We start from the raw sequence: 26788 nt of genomic DNA on the forward strand, positions 1-26788 counted from the left end.
GAATATACTGGTATAGCGCGTCACAATGTACCTTATATTTATCGCATAGCTTTACTCCACTACGCATAGAATACGTGATTGGTTATAACTACTATAACCAATCGCCATACATCTAAGCGCTCCTGAGGCTTAAAGTTATGCGGCAGATATGGTATAAAGGTCAACGTTTGGGCATATTGTTCATTCCATAAGGTTGATAGATACCATTAGAAGAATGAAAGACCTAAAGGCATAACTCTTATCATCTGGCTTTATCTATACAAGCATTGACGAGCATCACATTGACTCTCATCAATGACAATAAAAAGTCATTATTGAATAAATAGGTAGATTTTTATGGCGTTAATAGTACAGAAATACGGCGGCACCTCGATGGGCAGTATCGACCGCATCAAAAACGTCGCCAAACGAGTCAAACGCTGGCATGACAATGGTCATCAAGTGGTCGTCGTGGTCTCAGCCATGAGCGGCGAAACCAACCGTTTGATTGATCTAGCTCGCCAAATTAGCACGCAACCTGATCCTCGCGAATACGATCAGATGGTCTCAACAGGTGAGCAGGTTTCTATCTCACTCCTCGCTATGGCCATTAAAGAGCTTGGTATTGGTGCCCGTTCAATGACTGGTCGCCAAGTCGCGATTAAGACCGACAACGCCCATAACAAAGCCCGTATCGAAAGCATCGATGACAAAAACATACGTGAGCAATTAGATGCTGGCAATATCGTTATTGTGGCAGGTTTCCAAGGTATCGACGAAGAAGGCAACGCGACCACATTAGGACGCGGTGGTTCTGATACCACAGGTGTGGCGATTGCCGCGGCCTTGGGCGCTGACGAGTGTCAAATTTATACCGACGTCGATGGCGTCTATACCACTGACCCTCGCGTGACCTCAAAAGCCAAAAAACTTGAAAAAATTACATTTGAAGAAATGCTTGAAATGGCAAGTCTTGGCTCTAAGATTCTACAAATTCGCTCAGTAGAATTCGCTGGTAAATATGGCGTGCCGCTACGTGTACTCTCTAGCTTTGATGAAAACACAGACGGTAGCTTTGACCAAGAATTTCAAGACAACGTGGGTACCCTAATTACGATAGACGAAGGAGACAATATGGAACAGGCAATCATCTCAGGTATCGCGTTCAATAGAGACGAAGCAAAAATCTTAGTACGCGGCGTGCCTGACCATCCTGGTATCGCCTCTGCTATCTTAAGCCCAATTGGTCGTGCCAATATCGAAATCGATATGATTGTACAAAACCTTTCGGATAACGGTACCACTGATTTTACTTTCACGGTTAACCGCACTGATTTAGATAAGACGCTAAAAGTGCTTAACGAAGAAGTAAAAGATGAAATTGGCGCCAAAGAAATATTGGGCAACAGTGAAGTCGTCAAAGTGTCATTGGTTGGTGTTGGCATGCGTTCACACGCAGGTGTCGCTAGTCTTATGTTCCAAACACTGGCTGAAAACAACATCAATATCCAAATGATTTCAACCAGCGAAATCAAAGTGTCGGTCCTAATTCAGGATCAACACTTAGAAAAAGCCGTTAAGTCATTGCACACGGCATTTGGCCTAGATCGTGAAGACGGTGAAAGCAAAATCGCTGGGCTATAAGACATAAAAACTGTTAAAATATAGCATTAGCTTTAATGGTTATCTATTAATCGCTATTAATGACTTTATACTTTATATAGTATATAGATAAACAGCATTTAAATTAATAGCGTTTGAATTAATAGTATCTAAATAAAAACAGTACTTAAATAAAATAGGATCTTTTTAGGTCCTATTTTTATTTTTTAGCATAGTTGAAATGAGCATTTACCTAATAGTTTTGTGAAAAACCGTGACAGTATCTGTTATGCCGCCTATAATGGGGCTTTCATTTGGGCTAAATGAATCTACCTATCATTACCGCTATTGGCACGATATCTGGCATCGTGATAATGGTTATATTGCATGTTTGGTGCTGCGGTGATGTTCTGCAATTGAGAAGTAATCTGATGAGTAATAATTTGTTGATGCGACATAAGGAGTGTGACGCATGTTAATTTTGACACGCCGCGTGGGCGAAACGCTAATGATTGGCGACGAAGTAAGTGTGACGGTTCTAGGCGTCAAAGGCAATCAAGTACGTATCGGTGTAAACGCACCTAAAGATATTGCAGTACACCGCGAAGAGATTTATCAACGTATTCAGCATGAGCGTTCTGTACAGTCGCAAATGCAGCATCTTGAACAAGGCAACTTTTCGCCTTCGTTTGATGACGAAGACTACTTTAATCGCTAAGCTAGCTAAATTATAATGCTGAACGCTCAACGGCTACTATCATCATTGAGCACACATAAATATTATATTGTTTTTTTAATCTGCTCTGAGGTCATTTATTTATGAGTATCCGCCAATCAGATGTATCGGCATTACTTAATGGTTTGAACAAAAAAGCCATTGGATTCAATGATGTCATCAGCTTTATCGATGATTTTTATCGCTATGCGCCTGCTCCTTTCGTAAATGGAATGGTACATAATGCAGCCGGTGAGAACGAAGGTAGCGCAAAGATTTTTGGTTTTGCTAAGCACCATGGCCTGAACCAATTGGACACGCTTAAGCTATTTGGCGAGCATTATGCCAAGGTTCAAGCAACGCCTAACGGTACCGATCATGCCAATATCCGTAATTTTTTACATTGGGGCTGGCAAGGATTTTTGATGCAAAAGAACCCGCTAACGGTTCGTCCTAGTGTCGATACGACTGCTATTTAATCGTCTATGATGATTAAGCTATTTCTGATAATTTAATTATTGATAAAGTAAAAAAGCCACGCTATATAGCGTGGCTTTTTATGATAATTGTTTTTATCACAACTATTACAACTTATTTATAAATCTATTTATCACGAAACTTAACAGGCTGTACCGCACCTTTAGGATTCGGCATATTAGGGTAGTGATGCTCGTGCTCGACATCACATTCAGCGCCAACGACAGTACCATCGTCTTTTACGGGTTTATGAATATAACCTGTACGCTCAGCTGGCGGCAGATGCTCATGTTCCCATACCATCACAGCTTGCATACAAGTCTCACGCTGCTCAGCGGTAATCTTACGACCGTCAGGCCATTTACCTAGCTCAATCGCCATACGAAATTTATCAACCACTTCGGGCGTTAGACTTGCTAGTATTGTTTGTTTATCCATCTTGCCTACTCTCCACTACCATTTTTTGCATCATATTTTGGTCTAATAGATACGCTTATTCATCGTCTATAATATCATCATCGACATCAAGACTGAATTCTTCGGCATGTACGTTCCAGTGCAGCTTTGTACGGCAGGCCTCATAAAAGTCAAACCCAGGTGGGTGCAACAAGGTAAGCTTATCAGGATGCTTACGAATATGGAGGCGCTGCTCTTGCTCAAGTGGCACGCTTGGCTTACCGTCCGCACTTACCATCGGCTGAGTACGATTGTCTTCGTGGATACGAATACAAACCTCACTATTACCGCTGACCACAATCGGTCTGCTAGATAATGTATGGGGATGCATCGGCACCAGACAAATAGCGTCCATACTCGGATGAATAATTGGACCGCCACCTGATAAGGCATAAGCAGTAGAACCAGTCGGTGTTGCTGCTATCAAGCCATCACTATGCTGTCTATAAACGTCATGTCCATCAATTTTCATCTGAAAATCAATCATATGTACGGATTTACCAGCATGCAGTACGATGTCGTTCAGCGCCATGTCTTCATGGATAATTTTGCGCCCTTCTCGTATCTCCATAGTCAATAAAAACCGATGGTCCAGTTGATAGTCCCCCATCAATACTTGGCGTAACTTAAAGGCAGCTTCATCAGGTTTTACATCTGCTAAAAATCCTAAACGACCACGGTTAACCCCTAATACAGGTACACGGTAGCGTGCTAGCGCTTCAGCCGCATGTAGTATCGAACCATCACCGCCAACAACAATAACCAAATCACAAATCTCACCAATCAAACCACGTTTGACGATTTTGACTCTTTCTATGTCTGTGAGATCAAGCGTTGGCAAATTGGCCGTTTGTACATCCATTATCAACGTCAAATTCATATCATTCACGGTTTGGGCAATCTGTACCAAGCTTTGAGTGACACTACGTTTACCAGCACGGCCCATTAGACCAATACGCCTAAAGGCGGGGTTTTTAATAGCGTGGAATAGCTCTGATTCATGTAAGTGTGGCAATCTTGCTGACTGCGCTGAGTTTTCCATAAAACGACTCGGTATAACGGTGAAGTACAAGGTAATGATAGCGATAAATGCGCGCTTAGACTAGCATGTTTATGAATTATCGTTGTTAACTGTCGTAACTGACCCCATATAAAAGCTATCGAATGTTTTACTTAGTCAGATCTGTCTGTTCAGTTTTTCAATTAGCGTATTGGGCGATACTGTAGCTCGATGCACTAGACAATGAACAGCCTGAGGTTGCACCGCAGCAGTTGTCACGCAAACACAGTTGACAATAATGGCGGTTTTGCTAAAGTAACTAACATCACTATTTTTATATTTTATTATTAAGGACTTATGTATGGCCAATCCTATTGTCAGTCGCGCAGAACTTGCGATCGGCGGTAATCCAATGACGGTCAAGGGCGTAATTCAAAAGACCAGCTTGTTACTTGGTTTATCAGCCATTACTGGTGTGGGCTTTTTCTTTTATGCGCTTATGGCAGGTTTATCGCAAGGTTTTATTACGATGGCAGCCTTTGGTAGCATGATTGCTGCGTTTGTTCTGGCTCTTTTTATTACCTTTAAGCCGCAAAAAGCCAAGACTTTGGCAGTGCCTTACGCCTTGTTAGAAGGTATCTTTTTGGGCGGCATCTCATTATTTTTCATGAGAATGTATCCAACAGTACCAGTCACTGCAATGTGTGCAACTTTCGTCACAGCTGCAGTTATGCTAGGTTTATATCGTTCAGGTTTAGTTAAGGTTACTGAAAAGTTCCGCTCTATCGTGACCTCAGCGGTTATTGCCATTATGCTTGTTTATGTAGCACAGTGGGTACTTTCTCTAGCGTTTGGTTCATCATTGCCGTTCCTATTTGAAGGTGGCGCTATCGCTATTGGCTTTAGCTTATTTGTCATCGTTATCGCTTCTTTCACCTTGCTATTAGATTTCGATAATATTGATCGCGGTGTTGCGATGGGTGTTTCTGAAGATTACGAATGGTTGTTCAGTATTGGTATTCTTGCAACCCTCGTCTGGATGTATATCGAATTTATGCGTCTGCTAAGCTATCTACAAGACTAATTGTAAGAGTAACCTAACAGTATCTCTGTATAGAAAAAACCGCCTTCCATTTGATGCAAGGCGGTTTTTTTATGGGCAAACTTTACAGACCTGTTTACATTAAATACTTTTTAAAGAGACTAAGCACGTTTTAGACGCAATGCATTTAATACAACAAACAATGAGCTGAGCGACATACCAATTGCAGCGAGCCATGGTGGCACATAGCCTAAAGCCGCTGGTATCAGGACGATACTGTTGTAAGCGAGCGCCCAACGGAAATTTTGCTTGATAATACGTTCCGTCTTATCAGAGATGCGTTTAGCCGCAGTGATGGCCTCGATCTGTCCATTTAAGATAATACTATCACTAGATACTTGTGCTAAGTCTGCCGCACCTGCAATCGAGGTCGACACATCTGCTGCGGCTAGCACTGGTGCATCGTTGATACCATCACCTACCATCAATACCACAGCACCATTAGCTTGCAACTGCTGGATATGATTGACCTTATCAGTTGGTGATAGTCCATTGTATGCTGCTTGCATACCTAAACTCTCAGCCATGACTAGCGCTTGCGGGCTTGGATCACCTGTCAACATAACAGACTCGATACCTAGTGCTTTAAGCGTATCGAGCATCGACTGCGCACTATCACGTACCTTGTCATTGAAATAAAAGCATGCCAGCGCTTGCCATTTTTTGCTATCAGTATTTTGATAAGACAATACCACTGCTGAGCTGGCTCGCTGAGCTACCAGATCAATGGTTAAATCATTACTAGCATCTATATCATTGGCGCTGTCATTTGTTTTATCTAACGCAAAGTCCTTGTGACCGATTCGATATACAGTGCCATCAATCATCGCTTCTACACCGCCTGCTGGATAATGCTGTACGGCTTGCGTCGATGGTAGATGTAACTGATAGGCTGCCGTCAGTAACGCGTGGGCAATTGGATGACGACTCCCTACTTCTAGTGCAGCTGCAATTGCCAACAGCGTATCTTTTTGCGCTGTTAATGACAAATCGTCAGTTTCGGTCTGGCTTTTTGATGTGATTAACTCGATATTTAGTAGGTTTGGTTTGCCATAAGTCAGCGTGCCAGTTTTATCAAAAGCAACATGCGTGATTTCAGCTAGCGTTTGTAATGTATGTCCACGCGTCGTCAAAAAACCATAACTTGCCAGACGATTGGTTGAGACGGTCAAGGCAATCGGCGTCGCCAATGACAATGCACATGGACAAGTAGCGACTAAGACTGCCACGGTTGCCCAAATGGCTTGGCTTGGGTCAACAATATACCAGCCGACAAATACTAAGACGGATAAAACCAAAATACGCGCGACAAACCAACGTGCCAGCTTATCTGCTTGCTGCGCCAATTTGGGTTTTTCGCTCATGGCACGATTCATCAATCGATCAATTAAGCCTATCTGACTGTCTTTTGGTAAGGCGGTGACTAGCATCTCAAACGGCTGGCTATCGTTTTGTGCACCACCAACAATATAATCGCCTTGAGATTTGATGATTAAATCACCCTCGCCCGTCAGTAGACTTTGTGACACTGTTGCAGTAGAGCTTAGCAAGATACCATCACTGATAATCTCAGAACCCGCTTCAACCAAAATGATGTCGCCCACTTGTAAACTATGAGCGGTGACCATTTGCTTTGACTCTATATCGCCTTCGGGCTGTGATTGCGTATTCGGTTGGTTACGTGACTGCTGCCATTCTTGAGCGATACGCGATGTGAGCTGATAAACATTGGCGTCCATACGCTGCATAAAGTCAGGCATCGGCTCTACTGTAGCCGACTCACCTTTAGTAGTTTCATTTTCAATAAGCTCATCTTGCTGAGACTCATTTTCTTTCAGCAGTTGTAAAATACGCTCGGCAGCTGCTTTGTCTTCAGCGACTTTTTGCACCAATACCGGCTCGACCACCACCAAATCATTAGCCATAGTCGCGGCTTTTAGACGTGCGTTATGCTCGATATAACGCCCTGCTAACAGAAAGAAGATAAACATGCTGACCGAGTCATAATACGTCTCCCCTTGCCCAGTGATGGTAGCGTAGAGACTGGCAAAGAAAGTGATAATCAATGCAAGACTGACGGGCACATCCATATTGACTTGGCGCGCACGAATTGCTGACCATGCAGAGGTGAAGAAAGGAATGCCAGCATAGAAAAATACAGGCGTACTCACAAATAAAGACACCCAACGCAAAAAGTCACGTTGGAATATCAACATGTCGCTATACTCACCAAAATAAAGCGCAACGGCATACATCATCGCTTGCATCGAACCTAGTGCAGCGATGCCGAGACGCAATAGCATTTGATTGTTATGACGTGCCAGCATGGCTTCGTGTGTATCTTGGCGATAAGGCTTGGCTTCGTAGCCGATTTCGTTGATGACCGCTAAAATACGACTGATGGGTAATTTGTTTTCATCCCAAATGACCCGCATACGTTGGTTGGTCAGATTTACCTGACATTTACCAATACCCTCTAGCTCATCGAGACGCGACTCAATCAGCCAAGTACAGGCAGCACAGCGTAAGTTATTAACCGACAGCTCTGCTACTGACATGCCATCTTGCGCGTAAACGAACTGTGATTTTATCTCGTCATGATCGTAGACCTCAAGACGCGTCAGCTGAGTTGGCAAACTTGCCGTACGATTAATTTCCGATCGGTCAAGATAATACTGCTCAAGACCAGCCTCTACTATGCTTTGGGCAGCTAACTGACAGCCCATACAACACATCTCTCGTGACTGACCTAATATCTCAGCATAAAACGGTGGCTGAGGTACGGGATCGCCGCAGTGAAAGCAGTGGTCAGCCAGCGGAAGCACTAAGCCTTCGATGATAGAAGTGTCTTCATAAGAGTGATTGGTAGCAGATGATACTGATGATGGGATACTAGACATAGTCGCGCTTACTTCCTTTGACAGGCTTGCTTAAAATGCATTCATTTAAAGCAAACTTGCTCGTATTGACTGTACTGTACGTCATGCAATAGAGCCGTTTTTAATCACATGAATATTACTACTGTTAGTAGCATAGTATTCATAACGAACGGCTAATAGCAAACCATTAGCAACAGCGAATTCATACAAAATACATCGTGAGGGCAATCGTAAATTGTTATCTTATATGGCGTTTATCTACCAGATTGAAAGTGACTGACGCTTTATTACAAGTATCGGTATTTTAATAGGGATTATACTATAAGCTATCGCTATGAGCAGTATCATCGCTCATAGTCTACGACCAATAAATGCCTGCGTTGACGATGATAGATTGAAAAATTTGTCAATTTGCGTCATTATGAGGCAGTTTTTTATCCAAAAATGGTGCGACATCCGTGCAAAAACCTAATTACAAGTTACCAAATACCAAGTTATCAGCGTCATCTAAGTCTGCTATGCACACGCTACCCTCGCAGCAGCGCGGCTTGGTCTTTAGTAGTCTGCTATTAATTATCATCATCGCAGGCATGGTGCTGTTGGCGCTATATTTGATCAAACTTGATCGCACCATTACTCATAAGTTTGAGGGCAAGCGCTGGGACATTCCAGCCAAAGTGTATTCGCAGCCGCTTGAGCTGTATCAAGGTGCCAATGTCGATAGAGATACGATGAAGACATGGCTAGAGTTGCTTAATTATCAAAGCAACAAAGCTTATGATCGTACAGGCACCTATCATCGAACAGGTAATACTTACTTTATTCACACGCGCGGCTTTACGTATAGCGCCAATGATAAAGATGCCGAGCAAGTCATCAAAATGACAATTTCTGGCAATAAAGTAGAATCTATCCAGAGTACTCTGCCTGCCAAAAGCGGCATCATTCGTCTAGAGCCTGTCAATATCGGTGGTATCTATCCAGACAGTAATGAAGATCGGATGGTTGTGTCTTTGGACGAAGTGCCTCAGCCGTTAATTGATGCCCTTATCGCTACCGAAGATCGCGCGTTTTATGAGCATAAAGGGGTATCGGTACGTGGTATCGCCCGTGCCGTAATCAATAACTTTACTGGTGGTGCCAGACAAGGTGGTTCGACAATCACCCAGCAGCTGATCAAAAACTTTTATCTCAACTCAGATCGCACTATCAAACGCAAAGCCAATGAAGCATTGATGGCCGTGCTACTTGAACTGCATTACAGCAAAGATGAAATTTTACAGACCTATTTGAATGAGACTTATCTGGGTCAAAATGGCAACCGCTCTATCAATGGCTTTGGTTTGGCATCACAGTTTTATTTTGACAAACCACTTAATGAGCTGCGCTTAGATCAGCAAGCGATGCTGGTTGGTATGGCAAAAGGCCCAAGTATCTATAACCCACGTCGTAATCCAAACGACTCAAAAGCACGCCGTGATGTGGTGCTTAATAACATGCTGACCATGGGTACACTGAGCCAAGAAGACTACGACAAAGCCTTAAAGCAACCGCTTGGCATCGTGGATAAGCCTGCTGAAGGCAAAAGTCAGTTCCCTGACTTCTTGGATATTGTTAAACGTGAGCTAAATACCGTTTACTATTCTGACGACCTCAAAAACGAAGGTCTGATTATTATCAGCACCTTAGACCCTATCGCTCAATTGGCAGCAGACAAGGCCGTTGATAGAAAACTTGGTGAGCTGCGTCGTAATAGTAGCAAAACTAAGGATTTACAAGGCGCGTTAGTGAGTGCCAACCCTGAGACTGGCGAGCTAGTGTCTGTTGTAGGTAGTGGTAGTGAATTTACAGGGTTTAACCGTGCGGTCGATGCCAAACGCCAAGTCGGCTCATTGCTTAAACCTATCATTTATATGACTGCGCTTGAGAGCGGTCGTTATAACTTAGCCAGTTCAGTAGATGACTCCCCTATTACGGTCAATCTAAACGACGGTACTGACTGGAACCCTAAAAACTACGACAACCGTGATCATGGCTATGTACCATTTACCACGGCACTATCTCAATCCTATAATCAGGCGGCAGTACGCTTAGGTATGGAGTTCGGCGTTAATACCTTTGCTAAGCAATTACAGCGCATGGGTATCAAAGAAAAAATACCACCTTACCCATCAGCATTGTTAGGCTCAGTTAATTTGAGTCCGATGGATATGCTTGGCATTTATCAAGTCTTTGCCACTGGTGGCTTCCGTACGCCTATTCATAGTATTCGTACGGTCATTGATGATCGCGGCCGTATCTTACAGCGTACTGGGCTTAACACTCAGCGCAGTATTCCACCTGAAACCAACTTTTTGACCAACTATGCATTACAGCAAGTCGTCTCAAATGGTACAGCCAGACGCGCCCAATCACTCGGCAGTAATTTAAACCTAGCCGGAAAAACAGGTACAACAAACGACTACCGTGATGCTTGGTTTGCAGGCTATAGTGGTAACTATGTGAGTGTCGTTTGGGTTGGTCGTGATGATAATAAACCGATTGGTTTAAGTGGTGGCACTGGCGCCTTACCAGTTTGGGTAGATTATATGAAACGCCTAAAACTGACTCCAGTTGCCCTACCAGAGCCAGAAGGTATCGAGTGGTTATGGCTAGAGAACAATTCAGGCAAACTGTCTAATGAACGCTGCGCTAACGCTCGCTACTTACCAGTAATGTCAGCTCACCTACCAGAAGAAGCCAGCAGTTGTGCGCTGAGCCTGTATCAGCAAGATCGCGCTCGTGAACAGACACAGTTTCAGAACCAGCAAGGTGATATCAATCAACAACGTCGCCGCGAAGGTTTAGAGATTCCAAATGTTGAATCTGATGATGCAGCAGGTAGCAGCGAGCAAAGTGAAGGTGATGAAGACCGTGCTGATACTTGGTATGACCGTGCTGTTGAATGGTTCTAGCTATTGAGTGGTTCTAGCTGTTGAATGGCTCTAATAGTGTTTTTGATATTTAGCTTTTAATATTTAAAAAAGGTTTTAACATGATGGTGTCATCTTTACGGACAACTACTTCAGTAAAACAAACCATAGTGCTATGGCGCAATAAAATCACGTCAAACAATACATTACTTGCAGGCAGCGCGATCGTTGGCATGCTAAGCCTAAGTGCTTGTCAGACGGCACCTAGCACGTCGACTACAGTGCAAACCACGCCTGTTCAAACATTACCAACGTCACAACCGACCGTGCCATCAACGACAACTGCTCCAGCGCATATCACGGAAGCAAATGATCAAAGCAACTATCCAACCGAGCCTTACGATGCGGTTGAACAGTCCGAAACACCAAATCCGTTAACGCAAGAAACCCCTGTATTTACGCCTCCTGCTCCAGAAGTGATGCAGCCTGATCCTGTTATCATTGCACCTTCTCGTAACGACTATATAATCTCTGAACCATCAGTACCGTCGCATAATGAATTACTTGAGCACGCTAGAAGAAACTCGCAGCAACGTACTCAACAATCTGTAAGCAATAATAGTAATCTACCTGCGTTTCGCAATTTGATGCAAGTAGGTATCAGTCAGTTGAAAGCGGGCAATCTAACCAATGCCGAGAACAGCTTTACCCGTGCACAGCGTCTAGCGCCCAAATCATCGGCGGTATACTTCTATTTGGCACAAGTAGCATTAAAAAAGAACCAGCCTCGTAAAGCAGAAGCGATGGCACGTCGTGGTCTTAGCGTCTCTCAGGATAGCAGTCGTAGACGAGCACTATGGCAAGTTATATTGCAATCAGGACAAGCTCAGGGTAACTCACGCGTGGTCAATGAAGCAAAACAAGCACTGCGCTAATAGCTGAGTATTTGTGCCTCTTAGATTCATTAGTTAAAACATCTATATACATCATGAATTTCGTTGTATGTAGACTTATCTAGGGTATTCCCTAACACCTACACTTATTTTTATTTCCGCTTAAGGTTATCTTTATGGCATGGCAACAACTGCATTTACAATGCGAAAAATCAAACGTCGACTTGGCTGAAGCGCTTTTGTTAGAAGCAGGCGCATTATCAATAGCTTTAGACGATGCTGGCGATCAACCTTTGTTTGAGCCACTTCCAGGTGAATCGCCGCTTTGGGATGAGGTGATACTAACAGGATTGTTTGATGCGACTACTGATGCAGGTAGTCGTCAAGCGGTTGAGCAATTAAGTCATGAAATTGCTGCACAAGTACAGGCTACTCGTATCTGGCTAACGGCTGTTGATGATAAAGACTGGGAGCGCGAATGGATGAGCAACTATCATCCTATCGAATGTGCTAATGACCTATGGATTGTGCCTGACTGGCTAACACCGCCTAACCCTGAAGCCACCAATATCATTATGGACCCAGGTTTGGCATTTGGGACTGGCTATCATGCTACGACTCGCCTATGCCTAGACTGGCTAACAGAGCAAGACCTAACAGACAAAGTGGTTATCGATTATGGTTGTGGCTCAGGTATTCTAGGGATTGCTGCTTTGCTATTGGGTGCACGTCAGGTATATGCAGTCGATATTGACCCGCAGGCGGTACTTGCTACCAATCAGAATGCAGTACGCAACAATGTAGGCGAACGTTTACAGGCATTTCTACCAGAAGAATTTACAGAGTACTGCTCGCAACATGATGTGTTGCCTGTAGAAGTGATTGTTGCCAATATTTTAGCAAAGCCGCTTATTGGTTTAGCACCTTACTTTGCAACACTGGTTGCGCCAAAGGGCCGTATCGTTTTGGCAGGTTTGATTGAGTCGCAAACCGAGCAAGTCACTGAAGCTTATCAGCCATATTTTGCACTCGATCCTAAGCATGCTTTTACTGCGCAAGAAGACCAGCATTGGCAACGTTTATCAGGTACATTTACTAGCTAGCAACATTTAATTACATCTGTTACGATAGAGGGCAGTCAAATGTTATGTGTTTGACGCCACTCTGTCTTTGCCTACAATTCATCGAAATTAAATAAGTAAAATGCGTATTGTGGGCCGCTATTGGTGAGTGGCTAAGCGGTATTGATAACCATACTTTTTTGGATTCGCCTCTATGACCACGCCAATAGAAACCCAATGCCCCCATTGCCAAGCTTGCTATAGCGTTAAACAAACTCAACTAAATCAAGTCAATGCTACCATCAGCTGTGATCGGTGCCAGCAAAGTTTTTTGGTCAATAAACATCTTGTGGTAAATTCTGAGGTCATTCAAAAACCAACACCACAAAAAAATATTCCTGCTCAACAAAAAGCTCAAACTCAACCAATTTCGAACGAGCAAAAAACGTCTACTAATAGTAATCAGCATAAACCTCAAAATGTGCCAAATCGCCCTACATCTTCAATCAGTAAGAAAAAATCATCTGATACTTTGATTCATGACGACTTAATTTATGACGATATGGATATAGACGAGCCAGAAGAAGACGTTCAAGAGTATGACTCTTTAGATAATATGGATGCATGGTTAACCCAAGCCAGTAATACCAGTCCTAGCGCAGCAACCACAGAAAAACCAAAAGCGCCCTCTTCTAAAGAAACTATCAAAACCTCTAATCCATCAACAAAGAAACCATCTACTAGTACAATATCAGCATCAACACAGAACATGCTCAGCTCGGCAGCGGCCAATGATATTCATGCCAATGTTGAGAGTAGTGATAACAATTCATGGCTACAAAAACTATTAGAAGAACAAAATCAAGACGAAGAAACACCGCCAGATGACACAGACTTATCACAGCTTCTATCTGATATGGGAGTACCCGTTAAAGATGAAGAGCCTGCTGTCGACGATCGTTTAAGAAAAACACAGCTACCGTTTGCACCAACCCAAACGACACGTTCTATTGCATCATTATTATGGATATTAGGTTGTTTGGTCCTAGCACTGCTACTCGCGGCTCAGTATGTTATTTTTAACTTAGAGAACTTAGTCAAAAACCCAACCTATGCTCAGCGTCTCCAATCGATATGCTCTGTCGCTGCCTGCAGCTTGCCCAGTGCAGATTTATCAGCGCTTACCATCAGCAATACCTTTCATAGAAGCAGTCAGATTAAAACTGCTGGTACATTTAGCGATATAGGCGCTACTCTAAGTAATGGCAGCCCGCAATCACAACTATACCCAAATGTAAAAATAAGCGTTTACGGTAGAAATGAGCTTATTGGAGAGTTTATTGCAGGTCCAAACGATTATTTATTAGGCAAGCAAAGTCAGTTAATGGCCAATACAGATAGACAGCTATTGTTTACTATCCCTGTCGCTAATGCGCAAATTCGCGACATTACTATGACCGCTCTTTATTAAACTAGGGTGTCATATATAAATAAGCGTGAGTAGAAAATACACCGTAAATTCATTTTCAATTAAACCGTGATAGCCAAGATAACGATGAATCTATCAGCGCTAGGCGATATTAATTTGATATACTATGGTTCTGACCCCTCACAATCAGAATTTTTCTTCATCTCAAGGATATTATTTTATGGCACCTCATGCACAGCATAATGCTAATCATTTTGCTAAAAGCTCTGAGCACCCTGCCGATTATAATAAAGACGAATACCAATCACCTACGCACGGCTTTGATTTTGCTAGTCAACACTATACAAATAGTGCGCAGCAACCTCTACGAGTTCATGTGGAGCGTGTGGTACGTCAGTACTTTGCGATGCTAGGAGATGAGATGCCCACTGATTTATATGAGCTGATTTTGAAGCAAGTCGAAGAGCCTCTCTTATCTGTCGTCCTAGAAAAAACAAGAGGCAACCAAACCAAATGTGCTCAGATATTAGGCCTAAATCGAGGCACTTTGCGCAAAAAAATGAAAACCTATGATTTAATGTAACATTGTTATATGAGCTTACCCATCATTGACTATCATTATGTATGGCAATTAAATGTTCCGCGCTTTATCTATCATGATACGGCATACCATTGTCATCATCACCTTGCCAGACGTTTACGTCAGGCTTTTTTTATGGAAAATTTCTTATGAGTACAACCCCACTTGCCCTACTATCGGTCTCCGATAAGTCTAATATCGTCGAGTTTGCTCAAGGCCTTCTCAAAGCAGGTTTTGGTTTATTATCTACTGGCGGTACTTATCGTCTGCTCACAGAAAACAATGTCGACGTGACTGAAGTATCAGATTACACAGGCTTTCCCGAAATGATGGATGGCCGTGTTAAAACGCTACATCCTAAGATTCACGGTGGCATCCTAGGACGCCGCGGTACAGATGATGCAGTAATGAGTGATCATGCGATCGAACGTATCGACTTGGTCGTCGTGAACTTATATCCGTTTGCCGAAACGATTGCACGTGCTGACGTGACTATGAACGACGCTATCGAAAACATCGATATTGGCGGCCCTACCATGGTGCGTTCAGCAGCGAAAAACCACGCTCATGTAGGTATCGTCACTGATCCAGCTGATTATGACCGTGTACTTAACGCGTTAGACGGTGGCACCGAACTGACAACTGCTTTGCGTTATGACTTAGCAGTAAAGGCGTTTGAGCATACGGCACAGTACGACGGTATGATTGCAAACTTCTTAGGTAGCCGTGTCAACGAAACTCAAGAGCCAGAAAACTTCCCACGTACATTCAATGTACAGCTCGAAAAAGTACAAGACCTACGCTACGGTGAAAACCCTCATCAAAACGCGGCTTTCTATACTGAAAACCAGCCTTTAAAAAGCAAACAAGCTTCAATCGCGACAGCTAAGCAGTTACAAGGCAAAGCGCTATCTTATAACAACATCGCTGATACCGATGCTGCGCTTGAGTGCGTTAAAGCTTTCAGCGCGCCTGCTTGCGTTATCGTTAAGCATGCCAACCCTTGCGGTGTCGCGGTTGATAATGACCAAGTAGCGGCTTATCGTACTGCTTTTAGCACCGATCCTGAATCGTCTTTTGGTGGTATCATCGCATTCAACCGTCCGTTGACGCTTGCTGCGGCAAAAGCCATTATCGACAATCAGTTTGTAGAAGTGATCATTGCACCTAGTATCGAAGACGGTGTACTTGAAGCGACAGCTACTAAGAAAAACGTACGCGTATTGGTATGCGGCGAGCTACCAGCACCAGATCAGCGTGATATCCAACTTGACTATAAGCGCGTTAACGGTGGCTTACTCGTACAAGAGCAAGACCTTGGTTTAATCACGGCTAACGACCTAAAAATCGTTACTGATGTACAACCAACTGAAGCGCAAGTGGCAGATCTACTATTTAGTTGGAACGTAGCAAAATACGTCAAATCTAATGCCATTGTCTACGCAAAAGGCCAACGTACTATCGGTGTTGGCGCGGGCCAAATGAGCCGCGTTAACTCAGCACGTATTGCCGCTATCAAAGCAGAACATGCTGGACTAGCAACTGAAGGTGCTGTTATGGCATCAGATGCGTTCTTCCCTTTCCGTGATGGCATCGACAATGCTGCTGAAGTAGGTATCTCTGCTATCATTCAGCCAGGTGGTTCTATGCGTGATGACGAAACCATTGCTGCTGCTAATGAGCATGGTATCGCGATGGTATTCACGGGTATGCGCCATTTCCGCCATTAAACAATCACCTATTAATTTAAGACTGGAATTAGTCGCAGCAGCTGTATTTATTAATGCGACTAACTTTCAGTCTATATAATATTCGTGATAATTATCGTTAAAGCATCACCCAAAAAAAAGCCACTGTATCAATTGATACGGTGGCTTTTTTACGTCTAAAAATAAGAATAAAAATAAGAATCTAGCAAATACTTAGCGGCCTTGTGCGTTTGCCATGTTGCTTTCATTAATCTCAACCGTATACACCATACGTAGATAGTCCAAATAGTCTTGCAACTGGTCTTGGCCTAAATTGTCACGAATGATACTGGCTGTTTGCGCTCGTTGCATATCAGACAGTGGTGACTGCTGCTCAGTTTTAATACGGTCTCCAACCAGTAGCGTTGCACCCATCTCAGTCTCACTAGCAATCGCGACGACGCCATTATCAGCGGCTTGCTGGCTAAAGGCCAATCCACGCTCTTTGTCCGTTAGCTGCGTCGTTTGACGGTTAATCTCACCCAGTGCTTGGAAACTAACCGACTGCTTACTTATATCAGCTGGCGTCTTGATACCAGCAGCCAATGCTTTAGCATCTTTTAAAGCTAATGCTGTCGCTTTCTGCTGACGGAGTATTTGAGTGATTCTTGGAGTTGCATTTGCTAGAGCAAGCGTCTTAGTAGGACGATAATTGCTTGGCTGTAACCATACGGTACCGTTGCCAACTTCTACGCCTGCCGTTACCGCCTGATCTTGAATAGTAAACTCATCAAAGGCCTGCTTAACCACTACTGGTTGCGGCAGTGCTGATTTGTTGTTCACTTTACGATAATCTTTGATACGCTTGAGGCTGACGTTTTCTTGCTGTGCAATATCTTCGATACTGAAACCATCTGCTGCCAAATCATTGATTGATGTCACTTTATCAGCATAGATTTCCTGACGTTTATACTCTTTTGCTTTCGCAGTTAGCTCTTCACGCATACTGTCTAGACTTGGAATTTTTTTGCCATTATCTTCAGTAACCGTAAATATCTGATAACCAAAGCTAGTCTTGATAGGCGCAGTCACATCACCAACGCTCAACCCTTCTAGTGCCTCTTGCACAGTATCCGCGTCACTGCCAAACACTGACGGATTAAAGCGTCCGATATCACCACCTGTTTCACCTGATGGATCATCCGACTCTGCTTTAGCAAGCGCAGCAAACGCTTCACCTTTATTCAGACGCGCTTTCACTTTATCGGCTCGTGTCTTAGCATCTTTACCAGTAAACAGTATCTGACTGACTTTACGCTCATCAGTAGCCGCAATGCTCTGCTTATATGCTTCATACTGCTGCTGCAACTCTTCTGCGGTTACTTCATCAACCTTGATAGTTTGCGGGCTAAGCTGGATATAAGCCAAGTCAACCATCGCTGCACTTTTCAATGTGTCTTTGTTGGCATCATAGTATGATTGAATGTCTGCTTTACTAAGCTTAACTTTGTCAGCATAGTCTTGCCAATTAAAGCGATGCACCCAAACGTTGCGCGACTCAAGTTGCAAGTCAATCAATTGACTGACCGCTTGCATAGGATAGACGGCCGTCCCAACAATACTGGCGTTCAATTGATCCAAGCTTAACTGATTGCGAAATTCTGCAAATAGTTGATTTTTGGTCATGCCGCGCTGACGCAAGAAGTTTGAGAACTGATCGTTTGAAAAGTTACCTTCTGCATCTTGGAATATTTCTTCTTGACGCAGCAAACGATTGATCGTGTCGTCAGACACTGTCATACCAAGCTTACCTGCTTGCTGCTCTAACAACGTACGGTCGATTAGACCCTTTAATACTTGCTCATGAAGCACATCTTCATTCAATAAGCTGGCATCTTCAACTTGCTCTAATACTTCAGAACGACGGCTATTGACAGCAGTTTGATACTCGGACAGTCCTACGCTTGCCTCACCTACCTGCGCAATCTGGTTGGGATCGACGTTGCCGCCAAAATAGCTTTCGACACCCAAGAGAGCGAGCGGCGATAGGCATAAAATCAATAAAATGCGACCTGGCCAGCTTTTTAAGAAATCGCGCAATTTATCCATAGTTATCTCTGCTTTATTAACCTATATTGATGAAAAACCATTGTAATACTGTTAGGAGCTGTTGAGTGCAACCTGTCAATATCAGTACTATTTAAGCTAGCAATGGTAAGAGTAAGAGCGTATGCATTTTATAGTAAAAAACAAAATTTACTAAAGAAATCTGACTTAAATGACACACCTATCGCGCGCCCTATGATACGTGATTTTTCATGCAGACTCAAAATATTCACGACGCATGATACAAACTATAGCGATAAAAAAAGCACCTAAATATTAGGTGCTCTCTTCGATGGTTAGCTCATTACTTCAGCTATAGACCACCGACTATCATTTTATGCTTAAAAAGGCGGCTTAATTCAAGCGCTCTTTTAAGTTTTTACCAGCTTTGAAGCTTGGTACTTTGCTTGCTGGAATGCTTAGCTCTTCGCCAGTCTTAGGGTTGCGACCAGTGCGTGCTTTGCGATCTTTTACACTGAAAGTACCAAAGCCAACTAATGAGATGCTATCGCCAGCTTCTAGCGCTTCGCCAACACTTTCCATAACAGCGTTTAGTGCATCACCAGCTTGGGTTTTATTTAGACCACTTTTGTCTGCGATGCTATCAATTAATTCTGACTTATTCATAAAATTTCCTTCAAGTTTAAGGGGGTAATAAATGCTCACGCCAAGTATTGTAACGCTCTCATGGTGCTTACGCAATAAAAACTACCTAACTGGCGCATTAACAGGTTCTTCTTTGTTATCGTCTTTATATCAAGGCAGCATAAGGAGCGCAAGCGATTTTACATATTTTTGTGCTCTACACTACGTATTTGACACCTAATGTTACGCAAAGCGTTAGGAACTTATATATAAGTGGCTCTGTATAACTGAGACGATTGGCTTTCCTATTTTCTACGCTTTGTCAGATTTGTCAATTGCCGTCTGTGCATTGCTATGCATTAAGTTTGTATATTACTGGTCATAAATAAGAGTGTCTTTATTGACTGCTAAATTGTAATGTAATAGTTTAGCCACTACAGAAACTAGCGTTACTTTTTATTATAAAGACGTTACTATAAGCAAAATATCACTGCAAGTATTGGGCAAATACAGACTTCTGTTTGCTAAATATCTAAAACTTGCTAAATAAAAAACGGATTACTTACATGAAGCGTTCTACGTTGTCTCACTCTTTTCTTAATATCATTTTAGTATTTATCGAGTCGGCGCTGACATTATTGTTACGTTTGGATCCTGAATTGCGTAAGGCCGCTTATCCGCTTGCTAAGCAAGGCACCGTGGTGGCGCTTCGCCTGTATTTACCGCATGTAGAAGTATTTGCCACCTTTAGTACCAAAGGCGTGTTACTAGATGCTCAGCTGCCGATTGGTCGTAGTGAGCCTGACGTGGTTATCAATGCCTACAGCATTCAAGTTATCAACGCCATCACCACTCATGATAGCGAAACCACTGAAAAGCTACAGATGCGCGGTGAGTCGATTCAAGTACAACTGGTTAAACAGTTTATTATGCAACTTGGGCTTGGCAGCTTGATTCAGGGGCTGATCAAAAAGATAAAGGGTGGTAAAGCTAAAACCAAACCTACAGAAGCTGACTTGGAAGAAAAAAAGAACAACTACAAACTGCGTATTAAAGAACAGCAAACACAGATCAATACCTTGACCATTAAAAACCGTGAACTTGAAACAACCGTGAGAGAGCTTCAAAGCAAGCAAAAGATGTTGATGATTGTCACTGTTGTTGCCCTTGTCATTATGATCGGTTCAATCATCGCACTATTGATGAATTAGTTTTGCTTCGTTGAATTACCTATAAATAAGCGTTCAATGTCTTCTATAGATATTGAACGCTTATTTTTTACTTCGTCAAACGTATCTGTAGCAGACAAATTAAGCTGCTTATGTCTCACTCATATATCTTTTCTAAACATCATTATTTTTATCAATTACAGCAATAAGCTTGATTAACCATTGAACCACACTTTAATCTTGACTAAATTACTCGGGATTAAGTATAATTACCTTAATCGTTGCACACATCGGGTTAATCATCTGTTGTTCAATAACGACAAGACAAAACTTAGCTGACGTATTATTGGTTGCTCTTTTTATCTTATGAGTACTTATTAAGACTTTCGGCTAAGATCGTTGTTAAACATAAATGACATCAAGTTTGGAGATAACACATGCGTTTGACTACTCGGGGCAGATACGCTGTTACCGCATTATTAGATTTGGCATTACAGACCAGCCAACAAGACAGTGCTGTATCGTTATCCGATATCGCCAAACGGCAATCGATTTCAATCTCGTATCTTGAACAGTTATTTTCTAAACTTCGCAAACGCGGCCTTGTCACGAGTATTCGCGGTGCTGCAGGTGGTTATCACCTAGCTAAGCCATTGAATGAGATAGATGTGATGAGCATCATATCTGCGGTTGATGAGTCAGTAAACGCGATGCAGTGTGAAGGACGCGGTGACTGTCAAGGTGGTACAATGTGCCTAACTCACGATCTGTGGTGTGCACTATCAAATCATATCGAACAGTACTTGAAAAATATAACATTAGCGCAATTATTAGATATGGAAAATGTGCAGTCAGTCTCAGAGCGTCAGCACACCTCTACAAAAGATATTTCCATAAAAGACATTAATACTATTACTCTATCGAACAGCGAGGCAAACCCAGCATGAGCCAACATAACAACCTTATATACTTAGATTATGCCGCCACTACCCCAGTTGCTAAATCAGTAGCTGCTAAAATGAGCGAGTATTTGACTGTAGATGGTGTCTTTGGTAACCCAGCTTCACGTTCACATGGTTACGGCTGGCAAGCGGAAGAAGCAGTAGAAACTGCTCGCGGTCAAGTTGCTGAAGTTATCAACGCTGATCCACGCGAAATCGTCTTTACTTCTGGTGCGACTGAGTCTGACAACCTAGCCATTAAAGGTGCGGCACATTTTTATCAGTCTCGTGGCAAACATATCATTACCAGTAAAATTGAGCACAAAGCTGTATTAGATACCTGCCGTGAGCTTGAGCAAGAAGGTTTTGAGATTACGTATCTTGAGCCACAGCCAAGCACAGGTCTTATTCTGCCAGAGCAAGTAAAAGAAGCACTGCGTGATGATACTATTTTAGTATCACTTATGATGGTGAACAATGAGCTTGGTACTATTACTGATGTTGCAGCGATTGGTGAAATCACTCGCGAAGCTGGCGTAGTTTTCCATGTTGATGGCGCTCAGTCTGTTGGCAAAGTAAAAATCAATCTTGAAGAAATGAAAATTGATTTGATGAGCTTCTCAGGTCATAAAGCATACGGCCCTAAAGGTATCGGCGCATTGTTTGTTCGTCGTAAGCCACGTATTCGCTTGAAAGCTGAGCAACATGGCGGTGGTCATGAGCGCGGTATGCGTTCAGGTACACTACCAACGCATCAGATCGTTGGTCTAGGCGCAGCATTTGCTTTGGCTAATGAAAGCTATGAAGCTGACCATGCACATGCAGCCAAATTACGTCAAAAACTTTGGGATGGCCTACAAGATATCGAAGAGATTTACTTAAACGGTGATCTTGAGAATAGCGTACCAAATATTGTAAACATCAGCTTTAACTTCGTTGAAGGCGAGTCATTGATGATGTCACTTAAAGACTTAGCTGTATCATCAGGTTCAGCCTGTACCTCAGCAACGCTTGAGCCATCATATGTACTACGTGCAATCGGTCGCCCAGATGAATTGGCACATAGCTCAATCCGTTTCAGCTTCGGCCGTTATACCACTGAAGAAGATATCGATACTGTTATCAAGCAGATGCATGAAGCTGTTGATAAACTACGTGCCCTATCACCACTTTGGGATATGTATCAAGAAGGTGTTGATCTAAATTCAGTCGAGTGGGCTGAGCACTAATTTCTAATATGGCTTTTTAGTATAGCTAGCAATATATTTATTAAACAATTGATCAGACAATTAAATTAAGCGTTTGACCCCAATTATCGATGAGTAGTTAGACATTTAAAGTTGCTAAACAACTACTCATCATCTAACTAGGAGAAAACCCCATGGCCTATAGTGACCAAGTTATTGATCATTACGAAAACCCACGCAACGTTGGTAATCTTGATAAAAACGCCAAGAACGTTGGTACTGGTATGGTCGGTGCCCCAGCATGTGGCGATGTAATGCGTCTACAAATCCAAGTCGACGATAATGGTATTATCGAAGATGCACGTTTCAAGACTTATGGTTGCGGTTCAGCGATTGCCTCAAGCTCGCTTGTTACTGAGTGGCTAAAAGGCAAAAGCTTGGATCAAGCTGGCGAAATCAAAAACAACGATATCGCTCAAGAGCTAGCATTACCACCAGTAAAGGTGCATTGCTCTGTACTTGCAGAAGACGCTATTAAAGCCGCTATTAGCGACTATAAAGGCAAGCATGGCGTAGCAGCTCCAGCAGAAGAAGCTGCGATCTAAGCTAGGCTAAACCTGCTAGCGTATGCGCTACGTTGTACTAGCAACGCTAAAGTAGCAATGTGTAATCGCTACTGACGCTAAAGAGGTGACAATGACACTTATGTAATTGTCACCTTTTGTTTTCTAATAGTCGCAAGCCTATTGTTTTGGCAATCTTGTAATTCTGGTTGTCAGTTTATCTAGATTTTTTTATTGATATTTATGATTAATAGTCAATGGGAGTTGGCATGATTGAAATGACAGAACGCGCCGCTCAGCATGTTCGAGATTTTTTGGACAATCGCGGCAAAGGCGAAGGCATTCGAGTTGGTATCCGTACGGCGGGTTGCTCGGGCTTGGCTTACGTTTTAGAGTTTGTAGATACCCCTGATGAAAACGACACCCGTTATGAAAGTCGCGGCGTTAGCATCTTTATTGATCCTAAAAGCCTCGTATATTTAGACGGCTTGTTGATGGATTACGAAAAAGAAGGTTTAAACGAAGGCTTTAAATTCACCAACCCTAACCAAAAAGGTGAATGTGGCTGCGGTGAGTCGTTTACCGTTTAATTGTTCAATGGCTGAAAACTAATAGATTTATGCTCAGCAAGCTTTCATAAGAATAGTGCAGTATCTCTGCTATCGCTATGAAGAAATATTAATGTAGTTGAGTAGCCGAGCGATTCAATATTCTTAGCTAGGTCATGACTTCAAAAACAAATAAAAAAGCAAGGCATCAGATTATGACAGATATTACTTCAGAACCACAGTTTGATAACTTCTTTGCCCTATTTGAGCAGCCTGTACAATTTGAAATTAATCAAAGCAATCTAGAGCAACGTTTGCGATTGCTGCAAAAACGCTTTCATCCTGATAATGTCGCCAAAAATCAGACCGATATGGTTCAAGCACAGCTGCAGTCTGAAAAAGCGTCCGCTTTAATCAATCAAGCGTATCAAACACTAAGCGCTCCTGATAGCCGTGCTGGTTATTTATTAGACATGGCGGATCAAGCACAAAATATAGAGCACTCAATCGCAGATTTAGACTTTTTGGAAGATGCGATGCAGATGCGTATGGCTCTAGATGATGCTATCGAAGACAAAGATCTTGCAGCCTTGCAGCAATTACACCCTCAAATTACAGAGCGTCTAGCAAATCAATCTGAGCGCTTTAATAGTGCTTATCAAAATCAAGATTGGCAAACAGCGATTGATGCGACACAGAAGCTAAAATTTTTAGTTAAGCTAAATGCTGATGTGACGACGGGGCTTGATGACGTTGCAAATGCATCGCATTCAGATGACGATGACCTATACGTCTAAACATCTGTGGTTATGGCTTTCACTAACAAGCTAAATTCTATATATTTGGTTAAAATAGTGACCGTGATACCGTATAATCTTTGAGTCTAAGCGCATTAAACTGTCAGAATCCGTATTCCATGGAGTGAGATTACTGACGTTAAGCTCTCGTACTGCATATGCTATATTTGCTCCATTTCACTTATTCATTTTATCTCTGAGTTATCCTTATGTCTTTAATGCAAATTGCTGAACCCAATCAAAGCGCTCAACCTCACCAACATAAATTTGGCTTGGGCATCGACCTTGGTACTACACGATCGTTGGTTGCTGTGGTGCGTTCAGGTAAGGCACAAGTCTTAGAGGCAGGCGCAGCGACAGATACATTATTACCGTCTGTTGTCTATTATCCAGCTACTGGTACGCCATTGGTTGGCTATGACGCCCTAGCTCATTTAGCAGATGATCCAAAAAATACGATCGTCTCGGCTAAGCGTTTTATGGGTCGTAGTCAAGCTGATATCAAATTCTCTCATCCTTATGAGTTATCTGGTAATAAAGATGATATGCCCGCCTTTGTAACGGCTCAAGGTGAGGTGTCTCCTGTTGCAGTATCAGCGCGTATCTTAGCCGCTCTTGAGCAACGTGCAGCAAGTGCCTTACCTGCAGATAGCATCGAGGGTGCTGTGATTACAGTTCCCGCTTATTTTGATGAAGCACAGCGTCAAGCAACCAAAGATGCTGCACAAGCAGCGGGTATCAACGTACTTCGCTTGTTGAATGAACCAACGGCCGCTGCGGTCGCTTACGGGCTTGACCAATCATCAGAAGACAGTAAAAAAGAGAGCTATTACTTAATCTATGATTTGGGCGGTGGTACTTTTGACGTTTCTATCTTAAAGCTTACCGACGGTGTCTTTGAAGTGTTGGCAACTGGTGGTAATAGCGCACTAGGCGGCGATGATATCGATCGTCTTATTACCAATTGGATTATTAAACAATTAAATATCGATCCAAAAGACGTAAGCCTGCACGACAAATCAATACTAGCTCAACAAGCAAAAGCTTATAAACAAGCATTGACTGATGCTGAGCAAGTGGACATCAATGTGGTTGTCAATGGTCAGTCTTATCAAGGCGTATTAAGCCGTACAGACGTGCTAACTATCGTAGAGCCTGTTAGCCGCCGTACCCTAAGCGTGTGCGAACAAGTCCTACGCGATGCCAAGCTGTCTACTACAGATCTAGATGAAGTTATTTTAGTGGGCGGCTCGACTCGTATGCCTGCCGTACAGCAAGTCGTGACTGAGTTTTTTGCTAAGCAGCCACTTTGTCGTCTGAATCCAGATGAGGTTGTTGCCTTGGGCGCTGCCCAAACTGCTCATCAATTGGTGAATGGTGATAGTGACAACAATTTATTATTATTGGATGTGACGCCATTATCATTAGGTCTTGAGACCATGGGCGGTTTGGTTGAAGTACTCATCCCACGCAACACGCCTATCCCTGTGAAGAAACGTCAAGTGTTTACCACGTATCAAGACGGTCAAACAGGCATGGTGATACACGTGGTGCAAGGTGAGCGTGAAACGGTAGAAAACTGTCGCTCACTTGGACGTTTTGAGCTGTATGGCATCCCGCCAATGAAAGCTGGGTTTGCTCGTATCGAAGTTACCTTTAGTATCGATGCCAACGGTCAGCTTACTGTCAGTGCACAAGAAACTACGACCAAAACAGAAAGCAAAATTGAGATTGTGCCTTCTTATGGTCTATCAGATGAGCAAAAAGAACAGTTGCTCATTGCAGGGTTCAAACACGCTGAAGAAGACAAAAACGCGCGTTCTTTAATTGAGACCAAAGTAGAAGCGGAACGTGAAGTACTTGCCCTAGAGTCGGCACTTAACGAATTTGCGGCGTTGCTTTCTACTGAAGAACAACAGTCACTAGCAGAGCATATACAAGCGCTACGTAACTCTCTTAGCACTGATGACTTAGCGCTTATTGAAGCACAACAAGCACAGCTCAAGCCACATAGTGATGCCTTTGCTGCACGTATTATGAATCAAAGCGTCAAGACCAGTATGGCAGGTACTAGTGCCAAAGACTGGTAATAAATACATCGACATATATAGCTTAGCTA

The 26788-nt window shown here is 42.9% G+C and carries 21 protein-coding genes and 1 pseudogene; 17 read left to right on the forward strand and 5 right to left on the reverse strand.

Features of this window, described 5'->3' with window-relative positions; translation table 11 throughout:
- Positions 1–336: 336 nt before the first annotated feature.
- The 3 genes and pseudogenes from QO187_RS01380 (at position 337) to QO187_RS01390 (ending at position 2775) form a co-directional block, all read left to right on the forward strand.
- On the forward strand, positions 337–1623 hold the full coding sequence (locus QO187_RS01380; protein WP_057759246.1) for an aspartate kinase: 1287 nt from the start codon (positions 337–339) through the stop codon (positions 1621–1623).
- A gap of 430 nt (positions 1624–2053) precedes the next feature.
- Positions 2054–2221 (forward strand): annotated as a pseudogene (gene csrA, locus QO187_RS01385) (carbon storage regulator CsrA); the annotation flags it as partial.
- Between the two features lie 179 nt (positions 2222–2400).
- A complete protein-coding gene (locus tag QO187_RS01390) occupies positions 2401–2775 on the forward strand; it encodes a HopJ type III effector protein (protein ID WP_057759243.1) in 375 nt (124 codons plus the stop codon).
- A gap of 124 nt (positions 2776–2899) precedes the next feature.
- Here QO187_RS01390 and QO187_RS01395 read toward each other — a convergent pair whose 3' ends face one another.
- Both QO187_RS01395 and QO187_RS01400 read right to left on the reverse strand, forming a co-directional pair.
- A complete protein-coding gene (locus QO187_RS01395) occupies positions 2900–3211 on the reverse strand; it encodes a YeaC family protein (protein WP_102094259.1) in 312 nt (103 codons plus the stop codon).
- 55 nt (positions 3212–3266) lie between these two features.
- A complete protein-coding gene (locus QO187_RS01400) occupies positions 3267–4271 on the reverse strand; it encodes an NAD(+) kinase (protein ID WP_179798759.1) in 1005 nt (334 codons plus the stop codon).
- A gap of 319 nt (positions 4272–4590) precedes the next feature.
- Here QO187_RS01400 and QO187_RS01405 point away from each other — a divergent pair, with 319 nt between their 5' ends.
- On the forward strand, positions 4591–5313 hold the full coding sequence (locus QO187_RS01405) for a Bax inhibitor-1/YccA family protein (protein WP_057759239.1): 723 nt from the start codon (positions 4591–4593) through the stop codon (positions 5311–5313).
- A 119-nt stretch (positions 5314–5432) separates the two neighbouring features.
- On the opposite strand, the gene QO187_RS01410 is transcribed toward QO187_RS01405, so the two are convergent.
- A complete protein-coding gene (locus tag QO187_RS01410; protein ID WP_371546754.1) occupies positions 5433–8231 on the reverse strand; it encodes a heavy metal translocating P-type ATPase in 2799 nt (932 codons plus the stop codon).
- 437 nt (positions 8232–8668) lie between these two features.
- Between QO187_RS01410 and mrcB the strand changes: the two genes are divergently transcribed.
- The 6 genes from mrcB (at position 8669) to purH (ending at position 16815) form a co-directional block, all read left to right on the forward strand.
- A complete protein-coding gene (gene mrcB / locus QO187_RS01415; protein WP_371546757.1) occupies positions 8669–11164 on the forward strand; it encodes a penicillin-binding protein 1B in 2496 nt (831 codons plus the stop codon).
- An 80-nt stretch (positions 11165–11244) separates the two neighbouring features.
- The gene (locus QO187_RS01420; RefSeq protein ID WP_228153215.1) at positions 11245–12057 is read left to right on the forward strand and encodes a tetratricopeptide repeat protein; all 813 of its coding nucleotides are present in this window, start codon (positions 11245–11247) and stop codon (positions 12055–12057) included.
- Positions 12058–12191: 134 nt separating this feature from the next.
- The gene (gene prmA, locus QO187_RS01425) at positions 12192–13118 is read left to right on the forward strand and encodes a 50S ribosomal protein L11 methyltransferase (RefSeq protein WP_102094262.1); all 927 of its coding nucleotides are present in this window, start codon (positions 12192–12194) and stop codon (positions 13116–13118) included.
- 172 nt (positions 13119–13290) lie between these two features.
- The gene (locus QO187_RS01430) at positions 13291–14547 is read left to right on the forward strand and encodes a DUF3426 domain-containing protein (protein WP_102094264.1); all 1257 of its coding nucleotides are present in this window, start codon (positions 13291–13293) and stop codon (positions 14545–14547) included.
- Between the two features lie 178 nt (positions 14548–14725).
- Positions 14726–15088, forward strand: a complete 363-nt coding sequence (fis, locus tag QO187_RS01435; protein WP_057759230.1) for a DNA-binding transcriptional regulator Fis — start codon at positions 14726–14728, stop codon at positions 15086–15088.
- Positions 15089–15234: 146 nt separating this feature from the next.
- Positions 15235–16815, forward strand: coding sequence for a bifunctional phosphoribosylaminoimidazolecarboxamide formyltransferase/IMP cyclohydrolase (purH, locus tag QO187_RS01440; protein ID WP_102094265.1), 1581 nt, complete (start codon positions 15235–15237; stop codon positions 16813–16815).
- Positions 16816–17007: 192 nt separating this feature from the next.
- On the opposite strand, the gene QO187_RS01445 is transcribed toward purH, so the two are convergent.
- A complete protein-coding gene (locus QO187_RS01445) occupies positions 17008–18882 on the reverse strand; it encodes a SurA N-terminal domain-containing protein (RefSeq protein WP_102094267.1) in 1875 nt (624 codons plus the stop codon).
- Positions 18883–19233: 351 nt separating this feature from the next.
- Positions 19234–19506: an HU family DNA-binding protein gene (locus QO187_RS01450; protein WP_045445077.1), complete on the reverse strand. Its 273-nt coding sequence runs from the start codon at positions 19504–19506 to the stop codon at positions 19234–19236.
- Between the two features lie 524 nt (positions 19507–20030).
- On the opposite strand from QO187_RS01450, the gene QO187_RS01455 reads away from it, so the two are divergent.
- The 7 genes from QO187_RS01455 to hscA all read left to right on the forward strand — a co-directional run bounded on the left by QO187_RS01455 (position 20031) and on the right by hscA (position 26759).
- A complete protein-coding gene (locus tag QO187_RS01455; RefSeq protein ID WP_102094268.1) occupies positions 20031–20675 on the forward strand; it encodes a hypothetical protein in 645 nt (214 codons plus the stop codon).
- A 395-nt stretch (positions 20676–21070) separates the two neighbouring features.
- Complete coding sequence (locus QO187_RS01460; protein ID WP_057759222.1) at positions 21071–21580, forward strand: Rrf2 family transcriptional regulator; 510 nt, start codon at positions 21071–21073, stop codon at positions 21578–21580.
- Positions 21577–22803 (forward strand): IscS subfamily cysteine desulfurase, encoded by a 1227-nt coding sequence (locus QO187_RS01465; RefSeq protein WP_101206130.1) that lies wholly within the window; start codon positions 21577–21579, stop codon positions 22801–22803. Before QO187_RS01460 ends, QO187_RS01465 begins: the two co-directional genes overlap by 4 nt.
- Positions 22804–22955: 152 nt before the next feature.
- Positions 22956–23366 carry a Fe-S cluster assembly scaffold IscU gene (gene iscU / locus QO187_RS01470; protein WP_057759218.1) on the forward strand — a complete coding sequence of 137 codons (411 nt, stop codon included), beginning with the start codon at positions 22956–22958 and terminating at the stop codon, positions 23364–23366.
- 227 nt (positions 23367–23593) lie between these two features.
- A complete protein-coding gene (iscA, locus tag QO187_RS01475) occupies positions 23594–23914 on the forward strand; it encodes an iron-sulfur cluster assembly protein IscA (RefSeq protein WP_021814983.1) in 321 nt (106 codons plus the stop codon).
- A 173-nt stretch (positions 23915–24087) separates the two neighbouring features.
- Positions 24088–24669: a Fe-S protein assembly co-chaperone HscB gene (hscB, locus tag QO187_RS01480; protein ID WP_102094270.1), complete on the forward strand. Its 582-nt coding sequence runs from the start codon at positions 24088–24090 to the stop codon at positions 24667–24669.
- Positions 24670–24878: 209 nt separating this feature from the next.
- Positions 24879–26759 (forward strand): Fe-S protein assembly chaperone HscA, encoded by a 1881-nt coding sequence (gene hscA, locus QO187_RS01485; RefSeq protein WP_102094272.1) that lies wholly within the window; start codon positions 24879–24881, stop codon positions 26757–26759.
- Positions 26760–26788: the final 29 nt, after the last annotated feature.

It is taken from the genome of Psychrobacter sp. Arc9 (assembly GCF_041431295.1).
GTDB lineage: Bacteria > Pseudomonadota > Gammaproteobacteria > Pseudomonadales > Moraxellaceae > Psychrobacter.